Consider the following 16,207-nt stretch of genomic DNA (forward strand, 5'->3'; position numbering starts at 1 on the left):
GCCCTGCCCAACTCTGCGACCGCCAGCCTCAGCGGCGTCCGGACGTGTCGGTCGAGGTGGTCCAGGCCACCGTCTCGTCGACGTCCACGTGGTTGCCGCTCGGCGTGGTCGAGTAGGTGCCGGTGATGTCGTCTTCCGCGGAGCGCACGCCCGACGTGCCAGGGCCACCCCGTCCGAGATCGCGACCCATCACCTTCTTGGCCTGCGCCACGATCTGGTCGTAGCGCTCCCGGCCCGCCCTGGCGCCGAGCACGTACCCCGCACCTGCGGCGAGGAGAAGGGAGATCTTGCGCATGGGGTTCCTCTCGATCGCTGACTTGAACCCTCGACGCTAGCGCGGTCTCGCGCCTTCAGCCACCCTCCTCGGGCGGCAGCTCGGCACCTTCGGCCTCGTCGCGATCTGCCCACTCGAGAAGCGGCTCGATCGAGAACACGGCGTCGTCGATGCCGGCGTGCAGATCCCCGAGCTCGGCGAACCGGCGGGGCATCGTCGCGATCGTCATGTCGGCAGGCTCGACATCGTCGACCTCGTCCCAACGGATCGGCCCCGAGACCCGTGCGTCCGCGACACCGCGCACGGAGTACGCCGCGGCGATCGTGTGGTCACGAGTGTTCTGGTTGTAGTCGACGAACAGCTTGGCCGGGTCGCGGTCCTTTCGCCACCAGGTCGTCGTCACGTCGTCGGGGACGCGTCGCTCGACCTCGCGTGCGAAGGCGAGCGCGGCGCGGCGGACGTCAGCGAAGCCGTGGTCGGGCGCGATCCGGACGTAGACGTGCATCCCCGCGCCACCCGACGTCTTCGGCCAGCCGACCGCGCCGAGCTCCTCCAGGATCTCGTGGCTCACGTGCGCGACACGGCGCACGGTGGCGAAGTCGCACTCCGGGCCCGGATCGAGGTCGATGCGCCACTCGTCGGGCTTCTCGGTGTCGGCGCGGCGGGAGTTCCAGGGGTGGAACTCCACCGTCGACATCTGCACGGCCCAGACCACGCTCGCGAGCTCGGTGACGCACAGCTCGTAGGCGTGCCGGTGGTAGCGCGGGAACTCCACGCGCACCGTCTCCAACCACGGCGGGGCGCCGGCGGGGACGCGCTTCTGGTGCACCTTCTTGTCGGCGACGCCCTTGGGAAACCGGTGCAGCATGCAGGGCCGCTCGCGCAGGGCGTTGACGATGCCGTCCCCGACCGACACGTAGTAGTTGACGAGGTCGAGCTTGGTCTCTCCCCGCTCGGGGAAATAGACGCGGTCCGGGTTCGAGATGCGGACGTCACGGGTCCCCACCTCCACCTCGATCGCGTCGCCCATGCGAGCGATCCTCGCACGGGCGACGCGATCTCGGGCGGCGCCGCTCAGTGGCGCCGTCCGCGGCGGCGGAGGGTACTCGCGCCACGGACGCTCTCGGCACGGCGGTCGTCTCCGGAGATCGACAGCCGCTCGATGCGGTGCTTCATCTCCGTCACGACGGAGGACTCGGGATCGATGTACATCAGGGTCTCCTTCTCTCGTCCTGATGCCTCGACTCTCGTCGTCTGAGGTAGCAGCCCACATCGGGCTCATGCCCTAGTCCGGCGCAGAGGTGCCTCAGATCGGTCCGACGCTCCGAGCGAAGACCCCCGGCGTCGTGCCGAGCACCCTGCGGAAGTGACGGGTCAGGTGCGCCTGGTCGTGGAACCCCGCCCGGTGGGCAGCGTCCGCGACCGCGTGGCCATCAAGGATGAGCCGACGCGCCAGGTCCACCCGCCGACTCGTGAGGTAGCGGTGCGGAGCGATCCCGTAGGCCTGGGAGAAGGCGCGTACGAGGTGGCTCGGATGGGCGCCCAGGAGGTGGGAGGCCTCGTCGAGCGTCACGCCGGCGACCACCGCCTGGTCGAGCAGCTCGCGCAGCCGGCGTGCCAGCGGCGCGTCGGGTGCCGTCGACGGCGCGGGTCCGTGCAGGTGCTCGCCGAGAACGTCGTGGAGGCGCGCCAACCACGACTCCACCTCGAGGACGTCTCCGCCCGCGAGCGCGCGGTGCACGCCCTGGACGCCCTGGGCCGCGTCGGGACGGGCCACCGTCGGGTGGTCGACGCTGTGGCCCACCGCCCCGGTGGGCAGCCAGGACTCGTCGAGATAGAGCACGCGCTTGCGGAAACCGGTCCCGAGCCGCGCCGAGCGGCCGTCGTGGGGCACGTGAGGTGGGAGCAGCGTGACCGTCGTCGGCTCGGCGGTGTGCGGGTGCCGGTCGAGGTCGTACGAGACGGCCCCGGCGTCGACGACGAGCACCGTCCAGTCGCCGTGGGTGTGACTGGGGTAGGCGTGCTCGGTGAACTCGGCGTGCAGCACCTCCCGCAGGTGCGGCACGTCGGGTCGCCACGCGCGGACCCGGTCGACCATGCAAAGAACGTACAAGACCACGCCGCCGGGACGCAGCGATCCTGAGCGCATGACGACCGCCGTGGAACCGACGCCCACCACCCGTTTCGACACCAAGATCGCGATCGTCCTGAGCGACGACCTCCTCCCCTGGCAGGAGCTCAACGTCACCGCGTTCCTGGTCAGCGGCATCGCGACCAGGGACGACGCCATGGTCGGCGAGCCGTACGAGGACGCCGACGGCCGGCAGTACCTGCCGATGATGCGCCAACCGATGCTCGTCTTCAGCGCGACGTCCGACGACGTGCGCCGCATCCACGCCACCGCCCTGCGACGAGGGCTGCCGATGGCGATCTACACACGGGACCTCTTCGCCACCGGCCACGACGACGCGAACCGTGCGGTGGTGCGTGCCGTGCCGACCGAGGCCCTCGACCTCGTCGGGGTCGCCGTCCACGGACCGCGCAACGCCGTGGACAAGACGGTCAGAGGCGCACGGCTCCACCCCTAGGCGGCTGCGGAGCCGACCCGCCGCCGCAGCGTCAGCGTCCGTGCTCGCGGGAGCTGGCGGTGCATCTGCTCGAGCTGGAACGCCACCGTGCCGAAGTAGCCCTCGAGCCACGAGACCGTCACGTCGGTGAAGCCCGCGTCGCTGAACATCGTGCGCGCGCGAGGTGTTGATGAGCCAGGGCCGCTTCCGCCGCGTTGCCTTGGCGGTCACGGTAGCGGCGGCGCGGCTCACCCGGCAGCAGGCGTGATGGTCCGCCGGACGAGAGGAACGCCCGGCCGGTAGGCGAGGTGGACGGCGGACGGAGCGTCCAGCACGACCAGGTCGGCCCGGGCCCCGGGCCGCAGGTGTCCGACGTCGTCGCGGCGAAGCGAGGCCGCGCCGCCGAGCGTGGCGGCCCGCAGTGCCTCGTACGGGGTCATCCCCATCTCGCGGACGGCCAGAGCGATGCAGAAAGGGATCGACGAGGTGAAGCTGCTGCCGGGGTTGCAGTCGCTGGCCAGCGCGACGGTGACACCGGCGTCGAGGAGACGCCGGGCGTCGGGGTAGGGGTGACGGGTGGAGAACTCGACCCCCGGCAGCAGGCCCGCGACGGTGCCGGAGGACGCGAGCGCCTCGACGTCGGCGTCGCTCAGGTAGGTGCAGTGGTCCACCGCCGCCGCACCGAGCTCGCAGGCGAGCCGGACGCCCGGGCCGTGGCCCAGCTGGTTGGCGTGGACGCGCAGCCCGAGTCCCGCCTCGTGCCCGGCCCTCAGGACCGTGCGCGAGGCCTCGGCGTCGAACGCACCCTCCTCGCAGAAGACGTCGATCCACCGTGCGTGCGGGGCACAGGCGTCGAGCATCGGCCCCGTGACGAGGTCGACGTAGGACTCGGTGGTCGTCCCCTCCGGCACCACGTGGGCGCCGAGGTACGTCGTCTCGTCGGTGTGCCGGGCCGCGATCGCCAGGGAGCGCGCCTCGTCGTCGACGGTGAGTCCGTACCCGCTCTTGATCTCGACGGTGGTCGTCCCCTGCCTGCGCATCTCGGCGAGCAGCCTGCGCACCTGCCTGTCGAGCGTGTGGTCGCTGGCCTCGCGGGTGGCCGCGACCGTCGCGCGAATCCCGCCCGCGGTGTACGCCCGACCCGCCATCCGAGCCTCGAACTCCGCAGCCCGGTCGCCGGCGAAGACGAGGTGGCTGTGGGAGTCGACGAACCCGGGGACGACCGTGCCCCCGTCGACGTCCACCACGTCGTCGGCCGGCGGCGCCTCGGCGGCTTCGCCGACCCAGGCGATGCTTCCGTCGTCCACGACGAGCGCGGCGTCACGACGGACCGGGCGGTCGTCGTCCCACGTGACCAGCTCGCCGATGTCGGTCAGCAGGAGGCTGGTCACGCGCGCTCCCAGATCGTGGCGACCGCGCGTCGCATCATCTCCGCCACGTCCGCCTCGTCGTACGGGAGGCTCGCGGGCGGCTCCACGTCCGCCGCGGTCGCGGCCCACAGGGGCTCGGACACACCGGACAGGCGTACGGAGTCGCGCAGCCTGATCGCGTCGGCGTCCGCGAGCTCGGGCGGCAGGCCCAGGGACGCGTAGCCGGTCCGGGTCGCGGCCTCGCCGAGCTCCTCGGCGGTCCACCACCCTCGCCGCCCGCTCACCAGCCGCTGGTGCATCTCCACCGCCCTCGCCTCCGCGAACACGTCGATCACCGTGTTGCTGTCCGAGCCGAGCGTGAGGCGCGCGCCTGCCTCGCGCAACCACGTCGACGGCCCGACGCCGTCGGCGAGCTCGGCCTCGGTGGTGGGGCAGAGGCAGACGTACGACTGTGCGTCACCGAGGGTCGTGACGTCGTCGTCGGTGAGATGCGTGGCGTGCACGGCCGTGGTCCGCGTCGACCACACCCCCGCCTCGGCGAGCAGCGCCACCGGGGTACGTCCGGTGGCCGTGACGCAGTCGTCGTTCTCCCGCGGCTGCTCCGAGACGTGCACGTGCAGCGGGGCGTCGGGGAGTGCCTGCGCGACCGTGGCGAGCGCCTCGACGGGCACCGCGCGTACGGAGTGCAGCGCCGTACCGACCACGACGTCGTCCGCACCTGCGTGGCGACCGGCGAGGTCGTCGACCCGCGACGCCCACGCGTCGGCGTCTCCGTCGCAGAAGCGGTGCTGGACTCCCTCGACCGGCACCCCGAACCCGGCCGCGAGATAGCAGGTGTCGAGGAGGCAGATGCGAAGGCCGACGTCGCGAGCGGCGGCGACCACGGCCTCGCCCATCGCGTTCGGGTCGTCGTAGGGGGTGCCGTCAGGGCCGTGGTGGAGGTAGTGGAACTCGCCGACGGCACCGATCCCCGCCAGCCGCATCTCCGCGTAGGTCGCCACGGCGAGGTCGTGGAGGAGGTCGGGGTCGAGCACGGACGCGACGGCGTACATCCGCTCGCGCCATCCCCAGAACGTCGCACCGCCGACCTCGCGACCGCGCAGGGCGCGGTGGAAGACGTGGCTGTGGCAGTTGGCGAGACCGGGGAAGGTGGTCACGCGAGCTCCCGCACCACGGTCGCCAGGGCGTCGACCCCGGCCGCACAGTCGGCGTCGTCGGCGTGCTCGTCCGGCGAGTGCGAGACGCCGGTGGGGTTGCGCACGAAGAGCATGGCGGTGGGGACCACGCGGCTCAGCACGCCCGCGTCGTGGCCGGCGCCCGTCGGCAACGACGGCGCCGCGAGCACCGCGGCGAGCCTCTCGCGCAGCGCCGTGTCGAACCCGACCGCGGGGCTCGCAGACTCCACGGTGACCCCCAGTCCCACGCGGGCCTGCGCCGCCGCCGCGCGAGCATCGACGAGGACGGTGTCGATCAGCCGCGCGAGGGCGCCGTCGTCCGGCGCGCGGGCGTCGAGCCAGCCCGACACGCGCGACGGCACGGCGTTGGCCCCGCCCGGCTCGACGACGACCCTTCCGAAGGTCGCCCGCGCCTGGGCGGCGACGGCGCGCGCGGTCGCCGCGACGACGGTGGCGGCGTACGCGGGCATCGGGTCGCGCCGGTCCTCCATCGGGGTGGTCCCGGCATGGTCGGCGCGACCGGAGAAGTCGAGGCGCCAGCGCCCGTGCGGCCAGATCGCCGTCGCGACGCCGACGGCGTCGCCGGAGTGGACCAGCGCGCGGCCCTGCTCGACGTGGAGCTCGACGAAGGCACCGACACGGTCCAGCCACGCGCTGCGGCCGACCCTGCGCGGGTCGCGGCCACGCGCCCTCATCACCTCGGCCAGCGTGCAGCCGTCGACGTCGGTGAGCGCCAGGGCCTTCTCCGGCGCGAGGGTCCCCGCTGCGAGGCGCGAACCGGCGCAGGCGACCCCGAAGCGTGCGCCCTCCTCGTCGGCGAAGCAGGCCACGGCGATCGGCCGCGACGGGACGAAGCCGTCCCGTCGCAGCTGGTCGAGCGCCGCGAAGGAGGACACGACGCCGAGAGGCCCGTCGTACGCGCCGCCGTCGGGCACGGAGTCCAGGTGCGACCCGAGGAGCAGGGCGTCCGCGCCCTCTCCCCCGCTGGCGCCGTCTCCTCCGCTGGCGCCGGCCCCAAACCAGGCGACCTGGTTGCCGTTGCCGTCCTCCTCGTACGCCATGCCGCGCGCCGCCGCCTCGCCGGCGAACCACTCGCGCAGCTCCATGTCCGCGTCGTTCCACGCGAAGCGGCGGTAGCCTCCCGTGCGACGGTCGCGGCCGATGCGCTCGATCGCGGCGAGCATGCTCACCGCGTTCACCCCTCCTCCATCGGGATGCGCACGCCGCGCTCGTGCGCCACCTCGCGCGCCCGGTCGTACCCGGCGTCGACGTGCCGCATCACGCCCGTCCCGGGATCGTTGGTGAGGACGCGTTCGATCTTCTCGGCGGCGAGGCTGGTCCCGTCGGCGACGACGACCTGACCGGCGTGGATCGAGCGCCCGATGCCGACACCGCCCCCGTGGTGCAGCGACACCCAGGTCGCGCCCGAGGCGGTGTTGAGCAGGGCGTTGAGCAGCGGCCAGTCCGCGATCGCGTCCGAGCCGTCGGCCATCGACTCGGTCTCGCGGTACGGAGAAGCGACCGAGCCGGAGTCGAGATGGTCGCGTCCGATCACGACCGGAGCGGTGAGCTCCCCGGAGGCGACCATCTCGTTGAACCGCAGTCCGGCGCGATGACGCTCGCCGTACCCGAGCCAGCAGATCCTGGCCGGCAGCCCCTCGAAGTGCACCTTCTCCCCCGCCCGGGTGATCCAGCGGCGGAGGTGCTCGTCCTCAGGAAAGAGGTCGAGGACCGCGCGGTCGGTCGCGGCGATGTCGGCCGGGTCGCCGGACAGCGCGGCCCACCGGAACGGTCCCTTGCCCTCGCAGAACAACGGGCGGATGTAGGCCGGGACGAAGCCCGGGAAGGCGAACGCACGGTCGTACCCGCCGAGCCTCGCCTCCTCACGGATCGAGTTTCCGTAGTCGAAGACCTCGGCACCGGCGTCCATGAAGCCGACCATGGCCTCGACGTGGCGGGCCATCGATGCGCGGGCGCGGCGGGTGAACTCCTCGGGGTCGCGGTCTGCCAGCGTCCTCCAGTCGGCGACGGCGACCCCTTCGGGGAGATAGCTCAAGGGGTCGTGCGCGCTGGTCTGGTCGGTGACCACGTCGATGGCGACACCGCGCGCGAGCAGCTCGGGGAACACCGTGGCGGCATTGCCGACCACCCCGACCGAGAGAGGGAGGCGGTCCTTCTTGGCGGCGAGGACGCGCTCGACCGCCTCGTCGAGGTCACGGGTGTGCTCGTCGAGGTAGCCGTGCTCGACCCGCCGCACGAGCCGCGACTCGTCCACGTCGACCACGAGCGCCACGCCCTCGTTCATGGTGACCGCGAGGGGCTGGGCGCCTCCCATGCCGCCGCAACCCGCGGTCAGGGTCAGGGTCCCGGCGAGGCTGGGCTGATCGAGCCGGCCGGACGCATGGAGCGTGCGCGCCACGGCGCCGAACGTCTCGTACGTGCCCTGGAGGATGCCCTGGGTCCCGATGTAGATCCACGAGCCCGCGGTCATCTGGCCGTACATCGTGAGCCCTTCGGCCTCGAGTCGCCGGAACTCCGGCCAGGTCGCCCAGTCACCGACGAGGTTGGAGTTGGCGATGAGGACGCGCGGTGCCCACGCGTGGGTACGAAACACGCCCACGGGCTTGCCGGACTGCACCAGCAGCGTCTCGTCGTCGGCGAGGGTGCGCAGGGCGTCCACGATCGCGTCGTACGCCGCCCAGCTCCGGGCGGCGCGTCCCGTACCGCCGTAGACGACGAGGTCCTCCGGGCGCTCGGCGACGTCGGGGTCGAGGTTGTTCATGAGCATCCGCAGCGGAGCCTCGGTCTGCCACGAGCGGGCGGTGAGGGTGGTCCCTCGGGCCGCCCGTACGGGTGGGTGCGTGCTCATCGTGGTGCCTCCTGTGTCGGTCCCGTCCCCGATGTGTGCACGTCATCAGGGTTTTCGGTACCGGATTCCGTGACCAGCTGCACAAATCGGGGACGGAGCGCGCCGCTGCGTACGAGGGCCACCGCCGCGTCGATCTCGGGGGCGAGGAAGCGGTCGGGACCGGGCCCGGGGACGTGCTCGCGCAGCAGCCCGACCGCGGCGCCGGTCGACGCGGCCGGGGCGAGCGGCGCGCGCAGATCGATCCCGCGCGCCGCGACCATCACCTCGATCGCCAGCACCCGGGTCAGCGCGTCGACCGCACGGCGGAGCTTGCGCGCCGCCGACCACCCCAGCGAGACGTGGTCCTCCTGCATGGCGCTGGACGGGATCGAGTCGACACTGGCCGGTACGGCGAGGCGCTTGAGCTCGGCGACCAGGGCGGCCTGCGTGTACTGCGCGATCATCGCCCCGGAGTCGACGCCGGGGTCGTCGGCGAGGAAGGGGGGCAGCCCGCGGCTGCGCGCCACGTCGAGGAACCGGTCCGTACGCCGCTCGCTGATGCCCGCGACGTCCGCGACCGCGATCGCCAGGAAGTCGAGGACGTAGGCGAGAGGCGCGCCGTGGAAGTTGCCGTGCGACGAGACCGTCCCGTCCGGCAGCACCGACGGGTTGTCGATCGCCGACGCGAGCTCGCGCTCCGCCACGGTCGCCGCGTGGTCGACCGTGTCACGGGCGGCTCCGTGGACCTGGGGGGTGCAGCGCAACGAGTACGCGTCCTGGACCACGCCGTCGCCGTGCCGGTGGCTCGCCACGATCTCCGAGCCGGCCAGCAGTGCTTGGAGGTGCGCTGCCGACGTCGCCTGACCCGGATGCGGCCGCAGGGCCATCAGCTCCTTGGCGAAGACCCGGTCGGTCCCGAGCTGGCCCTCGACGCTCATCGCCGCAGCGAGGTCGGCGGTGTCGAGCAGCATCCGCAGGTCGTGCAGCGCAAGGACGAGCATGCCGAGCATCCCGTCGGTGCCGTTGATGAGGGCGAGGCCCTCCTTCTCGGCGAGGACGACCGGGGTGAGCCCGTGGTCGCGGAGCGCCTCGGCCGCAGGGCGTACGGCACCGTCGCCCGTGCTGCGGTCCACCACCTCGCCCTCTCCCGTGACGGCCAGCGCGCAGTGCGCGAGGGGCGCGAGGTCGCCCGAGCAGCCGAGGCTGCCGTACTCGCGGACGACCGGCGTCAGGTGGGCGTTCAGGAGTGCGGCGTATGCGTCCGCGGTCTCGAGCCGGACACCGGTCCGGCCGGTGGCCATGGTCGAGAGACGCAGGAGCATGAGCGCCCGGACGACCTCGTCCTCGACCCGCGGTCCTGTGCCGGCCGCGTGGGAGCGGATCAGGCTGCGCTGGAGCTGCGTACGCCGGTCGGCCGGGATGTGCCGCGTGGCGAGAGCGCCGAAGCCGGTCGAGACGCCGTAGACCGGCTCGTCGGACGCAGCGAGCGCCTCCACATGGGTACGGGCGGTCTTGATCGCCGTGCGGGCGTCCTCGGACAGCACCGCGCGGGCTCCCTCGCGGGCCACGGCGACGACCTCCCCGGGTGCGAGCGGCCCGGGACCGACGATGACGGTGTGCATGGGTCCATTGCACGGGGCGACGGCAGACGGCCGCTACGGCGTCACGCGCACCGACGTCTCGGATACGAGACACTAGCCAGGTGACTCGTCCGGTCCCGGCCGCCACCGCCACCCTGCGCGTGCTGCGCTTCCTGTCGGGCCAGCCCGTGCCCCTCCCTGCCAGCCGGATCGCCGCTGAGATCGGGCTCCCCCGTTCGTCGGCCTACCATCTGCTCGCCGCGATGGCGGAGGAGGACTTCGTCGTCCACTACCCCGACGACCGCACGTGGGGGCTCGGGATCGGCGCGTGGGAGGTCGGGCTCGCCTTCGCCCAGCAGGAGCCGCTCGCCCGCCTGGCCCGCGTCCCGCTGGCACGGCTGGTCGACGCGCTCGGCCAGTCGGCGCATCTCGCCGTGCTCCACGGGTCGGACGTCCTGTACGTCCTCGAGGAGCGCGCTCGGGGTCGGCCGTCGCTGGTGACCGACGTCGGCGTACGGCTGCCGGCGCACCTGACCGCGTCCGGACGGGCGATCCTCGCGTCCCTGGCGCGCCCGCAGGTCCGTGCGCTCTATCCCGACGCGTCGGCGTTCGTCAGCCGTACCGACGTCGGCCCGCGCACGCCGACCCAGCTGCGCAACCTACTCGGCACGACCCGCCGACGGGGCCACGCCACGGAGGACGGCGAGGTGACGCCAGGGTTCCGGTCCGTCGCCGTCGCGCTCACCGGCCCCTCCGTCCGTGCCGCGGTCGCCGTCACCTGGGAGTCGGCGGCGGACGTGACCGACGGCGCGGTCGTCACCGCCGTGCGCGCCACCGCCGACACCCTCGACCGCCGTCTCCACGCACGCTGAGCGACGTCCTACTGGCCCGTGCGGCCGTCGATGCACTCGCGGAGCAGATCGGCGTGGCCGATATGCCTGGCGTACTCCTCGATCATGTGCACCAGCACCTCCCGCAGCGCGATCTCGCCACGCTCGGTGTTGCGCGCGATCACACCGAGATCGTCGGCCGCCTCGACGAACGTCTCCGCGTAGTTGACCTCGTCCTCCCACCGCCGCCACGCGTCGGCCACGACCTCCTCGTCGGCGACCGCACCGTTGAAGTCCGCGTCGCGGTCCTCCGCCGTGCGGTAGTGACGCGGCACGTCCTCACCGGCGAGGACCTGCCGGAACCACGTCCGCTCCACGTCAGCCATGTGCCGGACCAGACCGAGCAGCGACATCGACGACGGGGGGACCGACCGGCGCGCCATCTGCTCGGCGTCGAGCCCCTCACACTTCATCGGCAGCGTCAGCCGGTAGACCCGGAGGTATTCGAGCAACGTCGCCCGCTCGCCGACGGGCAGGGCGTCGCTCTCGCGAGGGTCGTCCTGCCTGTCCATCCACATGTCCGGAGACTGTCGTTGGTTGCTCACCCCGACAGTCTCCACGGTCGACGGCCTACTCGTCGACCCAGTAGCCACGCCCCCCGAACCATCCTCCGTACGAGCCACCGTCGTACGACGAGCTGCCGCGCGATCCGAGATAGCTGTCCACGACCGCGACGCCGAGGTCGTCGAGCTCGGGCGCGACGACTCGCCCGTCGACGCGACGCGCCATCTGCTCGATGAACCTCGCGAGGCCGGGGTCGTCCCCGAGCCGGAAGAACGTCGTCTGGGCCCCGAAGCGGCCGACGTCGTCGAGCGCCTTGACGGTCACCGCCACTGTCCGTGGTGCCGGCGGGTACGAGAAGAAGACCTCGCCGTCCTGCTCCAGGTGCGACGTCGGCTCGCCGTCGGTCACGATCAGCAGCACGGGCTGGGCGTTGGGGTGCTTGCGGAAGTGGCGGCTCGCGAGCATCAGCGCGTGGTGCAGGTTGGTGCCCTTGTCCCACTTGGCGTCGAGCGCGGTGAGCTGGTCGATCTCCATCACCTCGGCGTACGGCCCGAAGCCGACCAGCTGCAGGTGGTCGCCGCGGAACCGGCTCTGGATCAACGTGTGGAGAGCGAGCGCCGTCCGCTTCATCGGCACCCAGCGGCCGTCCATCGCCATCGAGAAGGACGTGTCGACGAGCAGCGCCACCGCCGCCTGCGTCCGCGCCTCGGTCTCGCTGACCTCGACGTCACCGATGTCGAGGCGAACGCCGCCGCGTGGGTCGCGGCCCTCGGACGCCGTCCGGGCGACGGCGTTGGTCACAGTGCGCGTGACGTCCCACGGCTCGGTGTCGCCGAACGCCCACTCGCGCGTCGCCCCCGACATCTCGCCCGCGGCGCCGGCCCGGCGTACGTCGCGGGCACCCTGGCGACCCGACATCCGCTGGGAGACGTCGCGCAGGAGCGACTTCCCGAGCTGACGGATCGCCTTGGGCGACAGCCGCAGAGCGCCGTCGGTCCCCCGCTTGAGGGCGCCGCTGTCACGCAGCGCCCGCTCGAGGTCGGTGAGCGTGCGCGCGTCGACCGCCGCCTCCTCACCGAGGTGCCGCTCCAGCGCATCGAGGTCGATGTCACTCATCCGCGCCCCCGGGTAGGCCTGCGACAGCTGCTCGCCGAGCGCGTCCAGAGCGGCGATCTCCTGCAGGACGCCGGTGCCGTCCCCGAGCCCGAGGCCCTGGTCGCCGCCGAACTCCTCGGAGCCCGACCAGTCCTCGCCGGGCCGTAGCGCCTGGAGGTTGGCGTCGAGCTGCCCGAGCGCCTCCTGGAGGTCGGGGCTGCCGAAGGCGTTCGCCGACAGCGCCATCAGCTCCTCGCGCTGCTCCGCAGTCATCGAGCCGAGCATCCGCTGCGCGGCAGCCGCCCGCGCGGCCAGCGAGTCGATCAGCTCCTCGACCGTCTCCGGGTTCTCCGGGAAGAAGTCGCCGTGGCGCTCCATGAACTCGGCGAACTGGTCGTCGGTGTCCTCACCGCGACGGTGCGCCGCGAGGAGGTCGTTGAGATCGCCGATCATCTGCGCGACCCGGGCGCGGTCCTCGTCGGTCGCGCTCTCGAGCGCCTGCTTCATGCCGGCGAAGTGCTGATCGAGGAGCTCACGACCGAGCAGGTCCTTGATCCGCTCGTAGTCCTCGCGCGCCTGCGTGCTGCGCCACTGGTAGTCCGAGAGCTCCGAGACCGCCGCTGCGGTGGACGGCGGCAGGTCCTGGATCCGCATCTCCGCGAACCGGGCGTCGTCGTCCAGGTCACGAGCGAGCTGCTTGCGCTCCTCGAGAACCGCACGGTCGAGGAGCTCACGCGCCTCACGCAGCGTGCCGTCGAGGTCGTGGCGGTCGAGGAGGTCACGTCGGCGCTGGGCGACACGTCGCGCCAGGTCGTCGAGCCCGGCCTGACCGTTCGTGCCGCGCCGCAACACCTCGCGCACCGCACGCTCCGGCGACGACCCCGCCATGACGTCCTCACCGATGGCGTCGAGCGCCTCCCCGAGGTCCACCGGGGGCGCCAGCGGGTCTCCGCCGGTGTAACGCCCGTACGAGCTGCCGCGCCTGGTCATCCGTACACCGTCTCGCCTCCGGCGGAGTCCTTCCCGATCCGGCGAGCGAGGAACAGCCCTTCGAGGGCCAGCTCCATCGCGCTCGCCCGCTCTCCGTCGTCGGCCGCCGCCCCCAGGCGATCCATCACCTCGTCGTACAGCTCCGACTCACCGAGGACCGGCAGGCCCGCCAAGACGTCCGAGGCCGCGACCTGCTCACCTGTCATCACGGTCGCACCGGCCGCGAACGCCTCGACCAGGAGGGCGAAGTCGATGCCGCGCAGGCGGTGCCGCACGGTCTCCGCCGTCGCCGTCCGGAGGACGTGGTCCAGGATCTCCCGCTCACGACCCTCCTCGCCGGTCTCGAACTCGATCTTGCCGCCGAGCACGTCGACCGCGGTCTCGAGGTCGACCACGCGGGCGACCGCGGTGGCCTCTCCCTGGATCGTCGCGCGGTGCAGCGCCGACGCCGCGACGGTCTCAGCGCCGGCGATCGAGAACCGGGCCGAGACCCCCGACCGCTGGTCGACGGCGTTCGACTCGCGCAACGACCGTGTGAAACGGGCCAGGATCTCCAGGAGGAAGTCAGGAACCGTCGCGACGAAATGCGCCTCCTGCTTGACGACGGCGATCTCGTCCTCGAGCTCGAGCGGGTAGTGGGTACGGATCTCCGCGCCGAAGCGGTCCTTCAAGGGCGTGATGATGCGTCCGCGGTTGGTGTAGTCCTCAGGGTTGGCGGTGGCCAGCACGAGGACGTCGAGCGGCAGGCGCAGCACATAGCCGCGGATCTGCACGTCGCGCTCCTCCATCACGTTGAGCATCGCGACCTGGATCCGCTCCGCCAGGTCGGGAAGCTCGTTGATCGCGACGACGCCGCGGTGCGAGCGCGGGACGAGGCCGAAGTGGATGGTCTCCGGGTCGCCGAGCGACCGGCCCTCGGCCACCTTCATGGGGTCGACGTCGCCGATCAGGTCGGCGACGCTCGTGTCGGGGGTCGCGAGCTTCTCGGCGTACCGCTCGTCGCGGTGCCGCCACGCGACCGGCAGCGCATCGCCCAGCTCGGCGGCCCGCCGGCGGGAGGCCGGGGTGATGGGCTCGTACGGATGCTCGCCGAGCTCTGACCCGTCGATGACCGGGGTCCACTCGTCGAGCAGGCCGACCAGCGTCCGCAGAAGGCGGGTCTTGCCCTGTCCACGCTCACCGAGCAGGACGACGTCGTGCCCGGCGATGAGCGCGCGCTCGAGCTGAGGGAGCACCGTGTCCTCGAGACCGTGCAGGCCGGGCCACGGGTCGCGCCCCTCGCCGAGCGCGGCGAGGAGGTTGTCACGGACCTCCTCGCGGACGGACTTCTGGACGTGGCCGGCGGCGCGCAGCTCACCGACGGTGGAAGGAGAGGCGTTCACGTCTCCACGCTAGTCCGGGACCCCAGGATCCACCGACGACGTTTCGCTGAGCGCAGACAGAGGAGGCCCAGCGCGTCAGAGCCGGAGCTCCCCCGTCGCAACCAGGACGACGCCTACCCCGGCCGCTGCGACGAGCACCGCGCAGCACAGGGCCTCGGCACGGGTGAACACCCGCTGGTGCTGCTCTCGACGCGCCACCACGTAGAGGACCACTCCGGGCGCGTAGACGATGCACGCCATCAGGAGGTACTCGACGCCCGCCGCGTAGAGGAGGAACAGCGCATAGAGCACGGCGAGCACGGCGATCCGCTGCTGCCGTCGCCGGACGGGCTCGTCCTGCGCACCGTAGGTCTCGCGGGTCACCGTGAGCTTGAGCGCGTAGGCGGCCGCCAGGAGGTACGGGATGAGGACGAGCGCGGTGTCGAGCTTGAGCATGAAGCTCAGCGCGTTCTCGATCACCAACGACACGAGCAGCAGCGCCTGGACCGCCAGGTTGGTCACGAGCAGCGCGAGGATCGGCGTCGCGTGCTCGTTGGTGCGGGCGAGGAAGCGTGGCATCACCTGGTCACGGGCCGGCGTGTAGAGGATCTCGGCGCTGATCAGGGTCCAGGCCAGGAAGGCGCCCTGGACCGACACGACGACACCGACGCTGACGAATGTCGTCCCCCAGCCGCCCACGACCGACTCCAGCACAGCGCCCATCGAGGGTTGGCGCGCGTCGGCGAGCTCGCCGCGGGGAAGCACCCCGTACGAGACCATGGTGACGGCCACGAAGATCCCCAGGACGGAGAGAAGACCCGTCACGGTCGCCCGCCCGACATCGCCCCGGCGGCGTGCCAGCCGCGAGTAGACGCTCGCCCCCTCGACCCCGAGGAAGACGAACGTCGTCACCAGCATCGTGCTCTTGACCTGCTCGAAGACCGCACCGGCGGTGTGCGTCCTACCGCCCCAGAGGTTGTCGGCGAAGACCGTGGGATCGAAGGCGAGCGCGACGACCACGACGAAGGTCAGGATGGGCACGAGCTTGGCCGCCGTGACCACCCGGTTGATCACGGCCGCCTGCCGCACGCCTTGCGCGATCAAGGCGTGGAAGACCCACACGACCACCGACGCCACGGCGACGGCCAGCACGGTGGTGCCGTCCCCGAGCGACGGGAAGAACTCTCCGAGGGTCGCCATGGTCAGCACCATGAAGAAGACGTTCCCGGCGACGTTGCTCGCCCAGTAGCCGAACGCGGCATTGAACCCGAGGTAGGAGCCGAACCCGGCCTCGGCATAGCTGTACATGCCGGTGTCGAGGTCGGGCCGCCGGACCGCGAGCGACTGGAACACGAAGGCGAGCATCATCATCCCCGTGCCCGCGATGGTCCACGCGATCACCGCGGCGATCACCCCCGCGGCCGTCCCGAACTCCTGCGGCAGGGTGAAGACCCCGCCCCCCACCATCGAGCCGACGACCAGCCCGGTCAGGGTGAGGACCGAGACCTTCTGCAGCCCGGGAGCGGCCTCGCGCGTCACCATCCCCGCCACCC

16 protein-coding genes are annotated in these 16,207 nt (G+C 72.2%); 2 read left to right on the forward strand and 14 right to left on the reverse strand.

What is annotated here, in order from left to right; translation table 11 throughout:
* Positions 1 to 28: 28 nt before the first annotated feature.
* The 4 genes from KV097_RS11920 to KV097_RS11935 form a co-directional block, all read right to left on the reverse strand.
* Complete coding sequence (locus tag KV097_RS11920) at positions 29 to 295, reverse strand: hypothetical protein (protein WP_220344012.1); 267 nt, start codon at positions 293 to 295, stop codon at positions 29 to 31.
* Between the two features lie 55 nt (positions 296 to 350).
* Entirely contained in the window at positions 351 to 1,304 is a 954-nt protein-coding gene (ligD, locus tag KV097_RS11925) for a non-homologous end-joining DNA ligase (protein ID WP_220365964.1), read from the reverse strand.
* A gap of 44 nt (positions 1,305 to 1,348) precedes the next feature.
* On the reverse strand, positions 1,349 to 1,486 hold the full coding sequence (locus KV097_RS11930; protein WP_220344010.1) for a hypothetical protein: 138 nt from the start codon (positions 1,484 to 1,486) through the stop codon (positions 1,349 to 1,351).
* Between the two features lie 94 nt (positions 1,487 to 1,580).
* The gene (locus KV097_RS11935) at positions 1,581 to 2,372 is read right to left on the reverse strand and encodes an AraC family transcriptional regulator (RefSeq protein ID WP_220365965.1); all 792 of its coding nucleotides are present in this window, start codon (positions 2,370 to 2,372) and stop codon (positions 1,581 to 1,583) included.
* A 49-nt stretch (positions 2,373 to 2,421) separates the two neighbouring features.
* Here KV097_RS11935 and KV097_RS11940 point away from each other — a divergent pair, with 49 nt between their 5' ends.
* Complete coding sequence (locus KV097_RS11940) at positions 2,422 to 2,862, forward strand: DUF2000 domain-containing protein (RefSeq protein ID WP_220346464.1); 441 nt, start codon at positions 2,422 to 2,424, stop codon at positions 2,860 to 2,862.
* On the opposite strand, the gene KV097_RS11945 is transcribed toward KV097_RS11940, so the two are convergent.
* The 6 genes from KV097_RS11945 to hutH all read right to left on the reverse strand — a co-directional run bounded on the left by KV097_RS11945 (position 2,859) and on the right by hutH (position 9,856).
* Positions 2,859 to 3,011, reverse strand: coding sequence for a hypothetical protein (locus KV097_RS11945; protein ID WP_220365966.1), 153 nt, complete (start codon positions 3,009 to 3,011; stop codon positions 2,859 to 2,861). The two genes, KV097_RS11940 and KV097_RS11945, sit on opposite strands and share 4 nt — an antisense overlap.
* Positions 3,012 to 3,089: 78 nt before the next feature.
* The gene (gene hutI / locus KV097_RS11950; protein ID WP_220365967.1) at positions 3,090 to 4,232 is read right to left on the reverse strand and encodes an imidazolonepropionase; all 1,143 of its coding nucleotides are present in this window, start codon (positions 4,230 to 4,232) and stop codon (positions 3,090 to 3,092) included.
* Positions 4,229 to 5,368 (reverse strand): formimidoylglutamate deiminase, encoded by a 1,140-nt coding sequence (locus KV097_RS11955; RefSeq protein ID WP_308289410.1) that lies wholly within the window; start codon positions 5,366 to 5,368, stop codon positions 4,229 to 4,231. The genes hutI and KV097_RS11955 overlap by 4 nt, the downstream gene beginning before the upstream one ends.
* On the reverse strand, positions 5,365 to 6,570 hold the full coding sequence (locus tag KV097_RS11960) for an allantoate amidohydrolase (RefSeq protein WP_220366029.1): 1,206 nt from the start codon (positions 6,568 to 6,570) through the stop codon (positions 5,365 to 5,367). Before KV097_RS11960 ends, KV097_RS11955 begins: the two co-directional genes overlap by 4 nt.
* An 11-nt stretch (positions 6,571 to 6,581) precedes the next feature.
* Complete coding sequence (hutU, locus tag KV097_RS11965; protein WP_220365968.1) at positions 6,582 to 8,255, reverse strand: urocanate hydratase; 1,674 nt, start codon at positions 8,253 to 8,255, stop codon at positions 6,582 to 6,584.
* Complete coding sequence (gene hutH / locus KV097_RS11970; protein WP_220365969.1) at positions 8,252 to 9,856, reverse strand: histidine ammonia-lyase; 1,605 nt, start codon at positions 9,854 to 9,856, stop codon at positions 8,252 to 8,254. Before hutH ends, hutU begins: the two co-directional genes overlap by 4 nt.
* 80 nt (positions 9,857 to 9,936) lie before the next feature.
* Between hutH and KV097_RS11975 the strand changes: the two genes are divergently transcribed.
* On the forward strand, positions 9,937 to 10,686 hold the full coding sequence (locus KV097_RS11975; protein ID WP_220365970.1) for an IclR family transcriptional regulator: 750 nt from the start codon (positions 9,937 to 9,939) through the stop codon (positions 10,684 to 10,686).
* Between the two features lie 8 nt (positions 10,687 to 10,694).
* Here KV097_RS11975 and KV097_RS11980 read toward each other — a convergent pair whose 3' ends face one another.
* From KV097_RS11980 to KV097_RS11995, 4 genes are all read right to left on the reverse strand, one after another.
* Entirely contained in the window at positions 10,695 to 11,249 is a 555-nt protein-coding gene (locus tag KV097_RS11980; protein WP_301021848.1) for a DinB family protein, read from the reverse strand.
* 25 nt (positions 11,250 to 11,274) lie between these two features.
* Positions 11,275 to 13,293 (reverse strand): VWA domain-containing protein, encoded by a 2,019-nt coding sequence (locus tag KV097_RS11985; RefSeq protein WP_220365971.1) that lies wholly within the window; start codon positions 13,291 to 13,293, stop codon positions 11,275 to 11,277.
* Positions 13,290 to 14,675, reverse strand: coding sequence for an AAA family ATPase (locus KV097_RS11990; RefSeq protein WP_220365972.1), 1,386 nt, complete (start codon positions 14,673 to 14,675; stop codon positions 13,290 to 13,292). Before KV097_RS11990 ends, KV097_RS11985 begins: the two co-directional genes overlap by 4 nt.
* 75 nt (positions 14,676 to 14,750) lie before the next feature.
* Complete coding sequence (locus tag KV097_RS11995; RefSeq protein WP_220365973.1) at positions 14,751 to 16,196, reverse strand: basic amino acid/polyamine antiporter; 1,446 nt, start codon at positions 16,194 to 16,196, stop codon at positions 14,751 to 14,753.
* Positions 16,197 to 16,207: the final 11 nt, after the last annotated feature.

It is taken from the genome of Mumia sp. zg.B17, from assembly GCF_019550915.1.
Taxonomy (GTDB): domain Bacteria; phylum Actinomycetota; class Actinomycetes; order Propionibacteriales; family Nocardioidaceae; genus Mumia.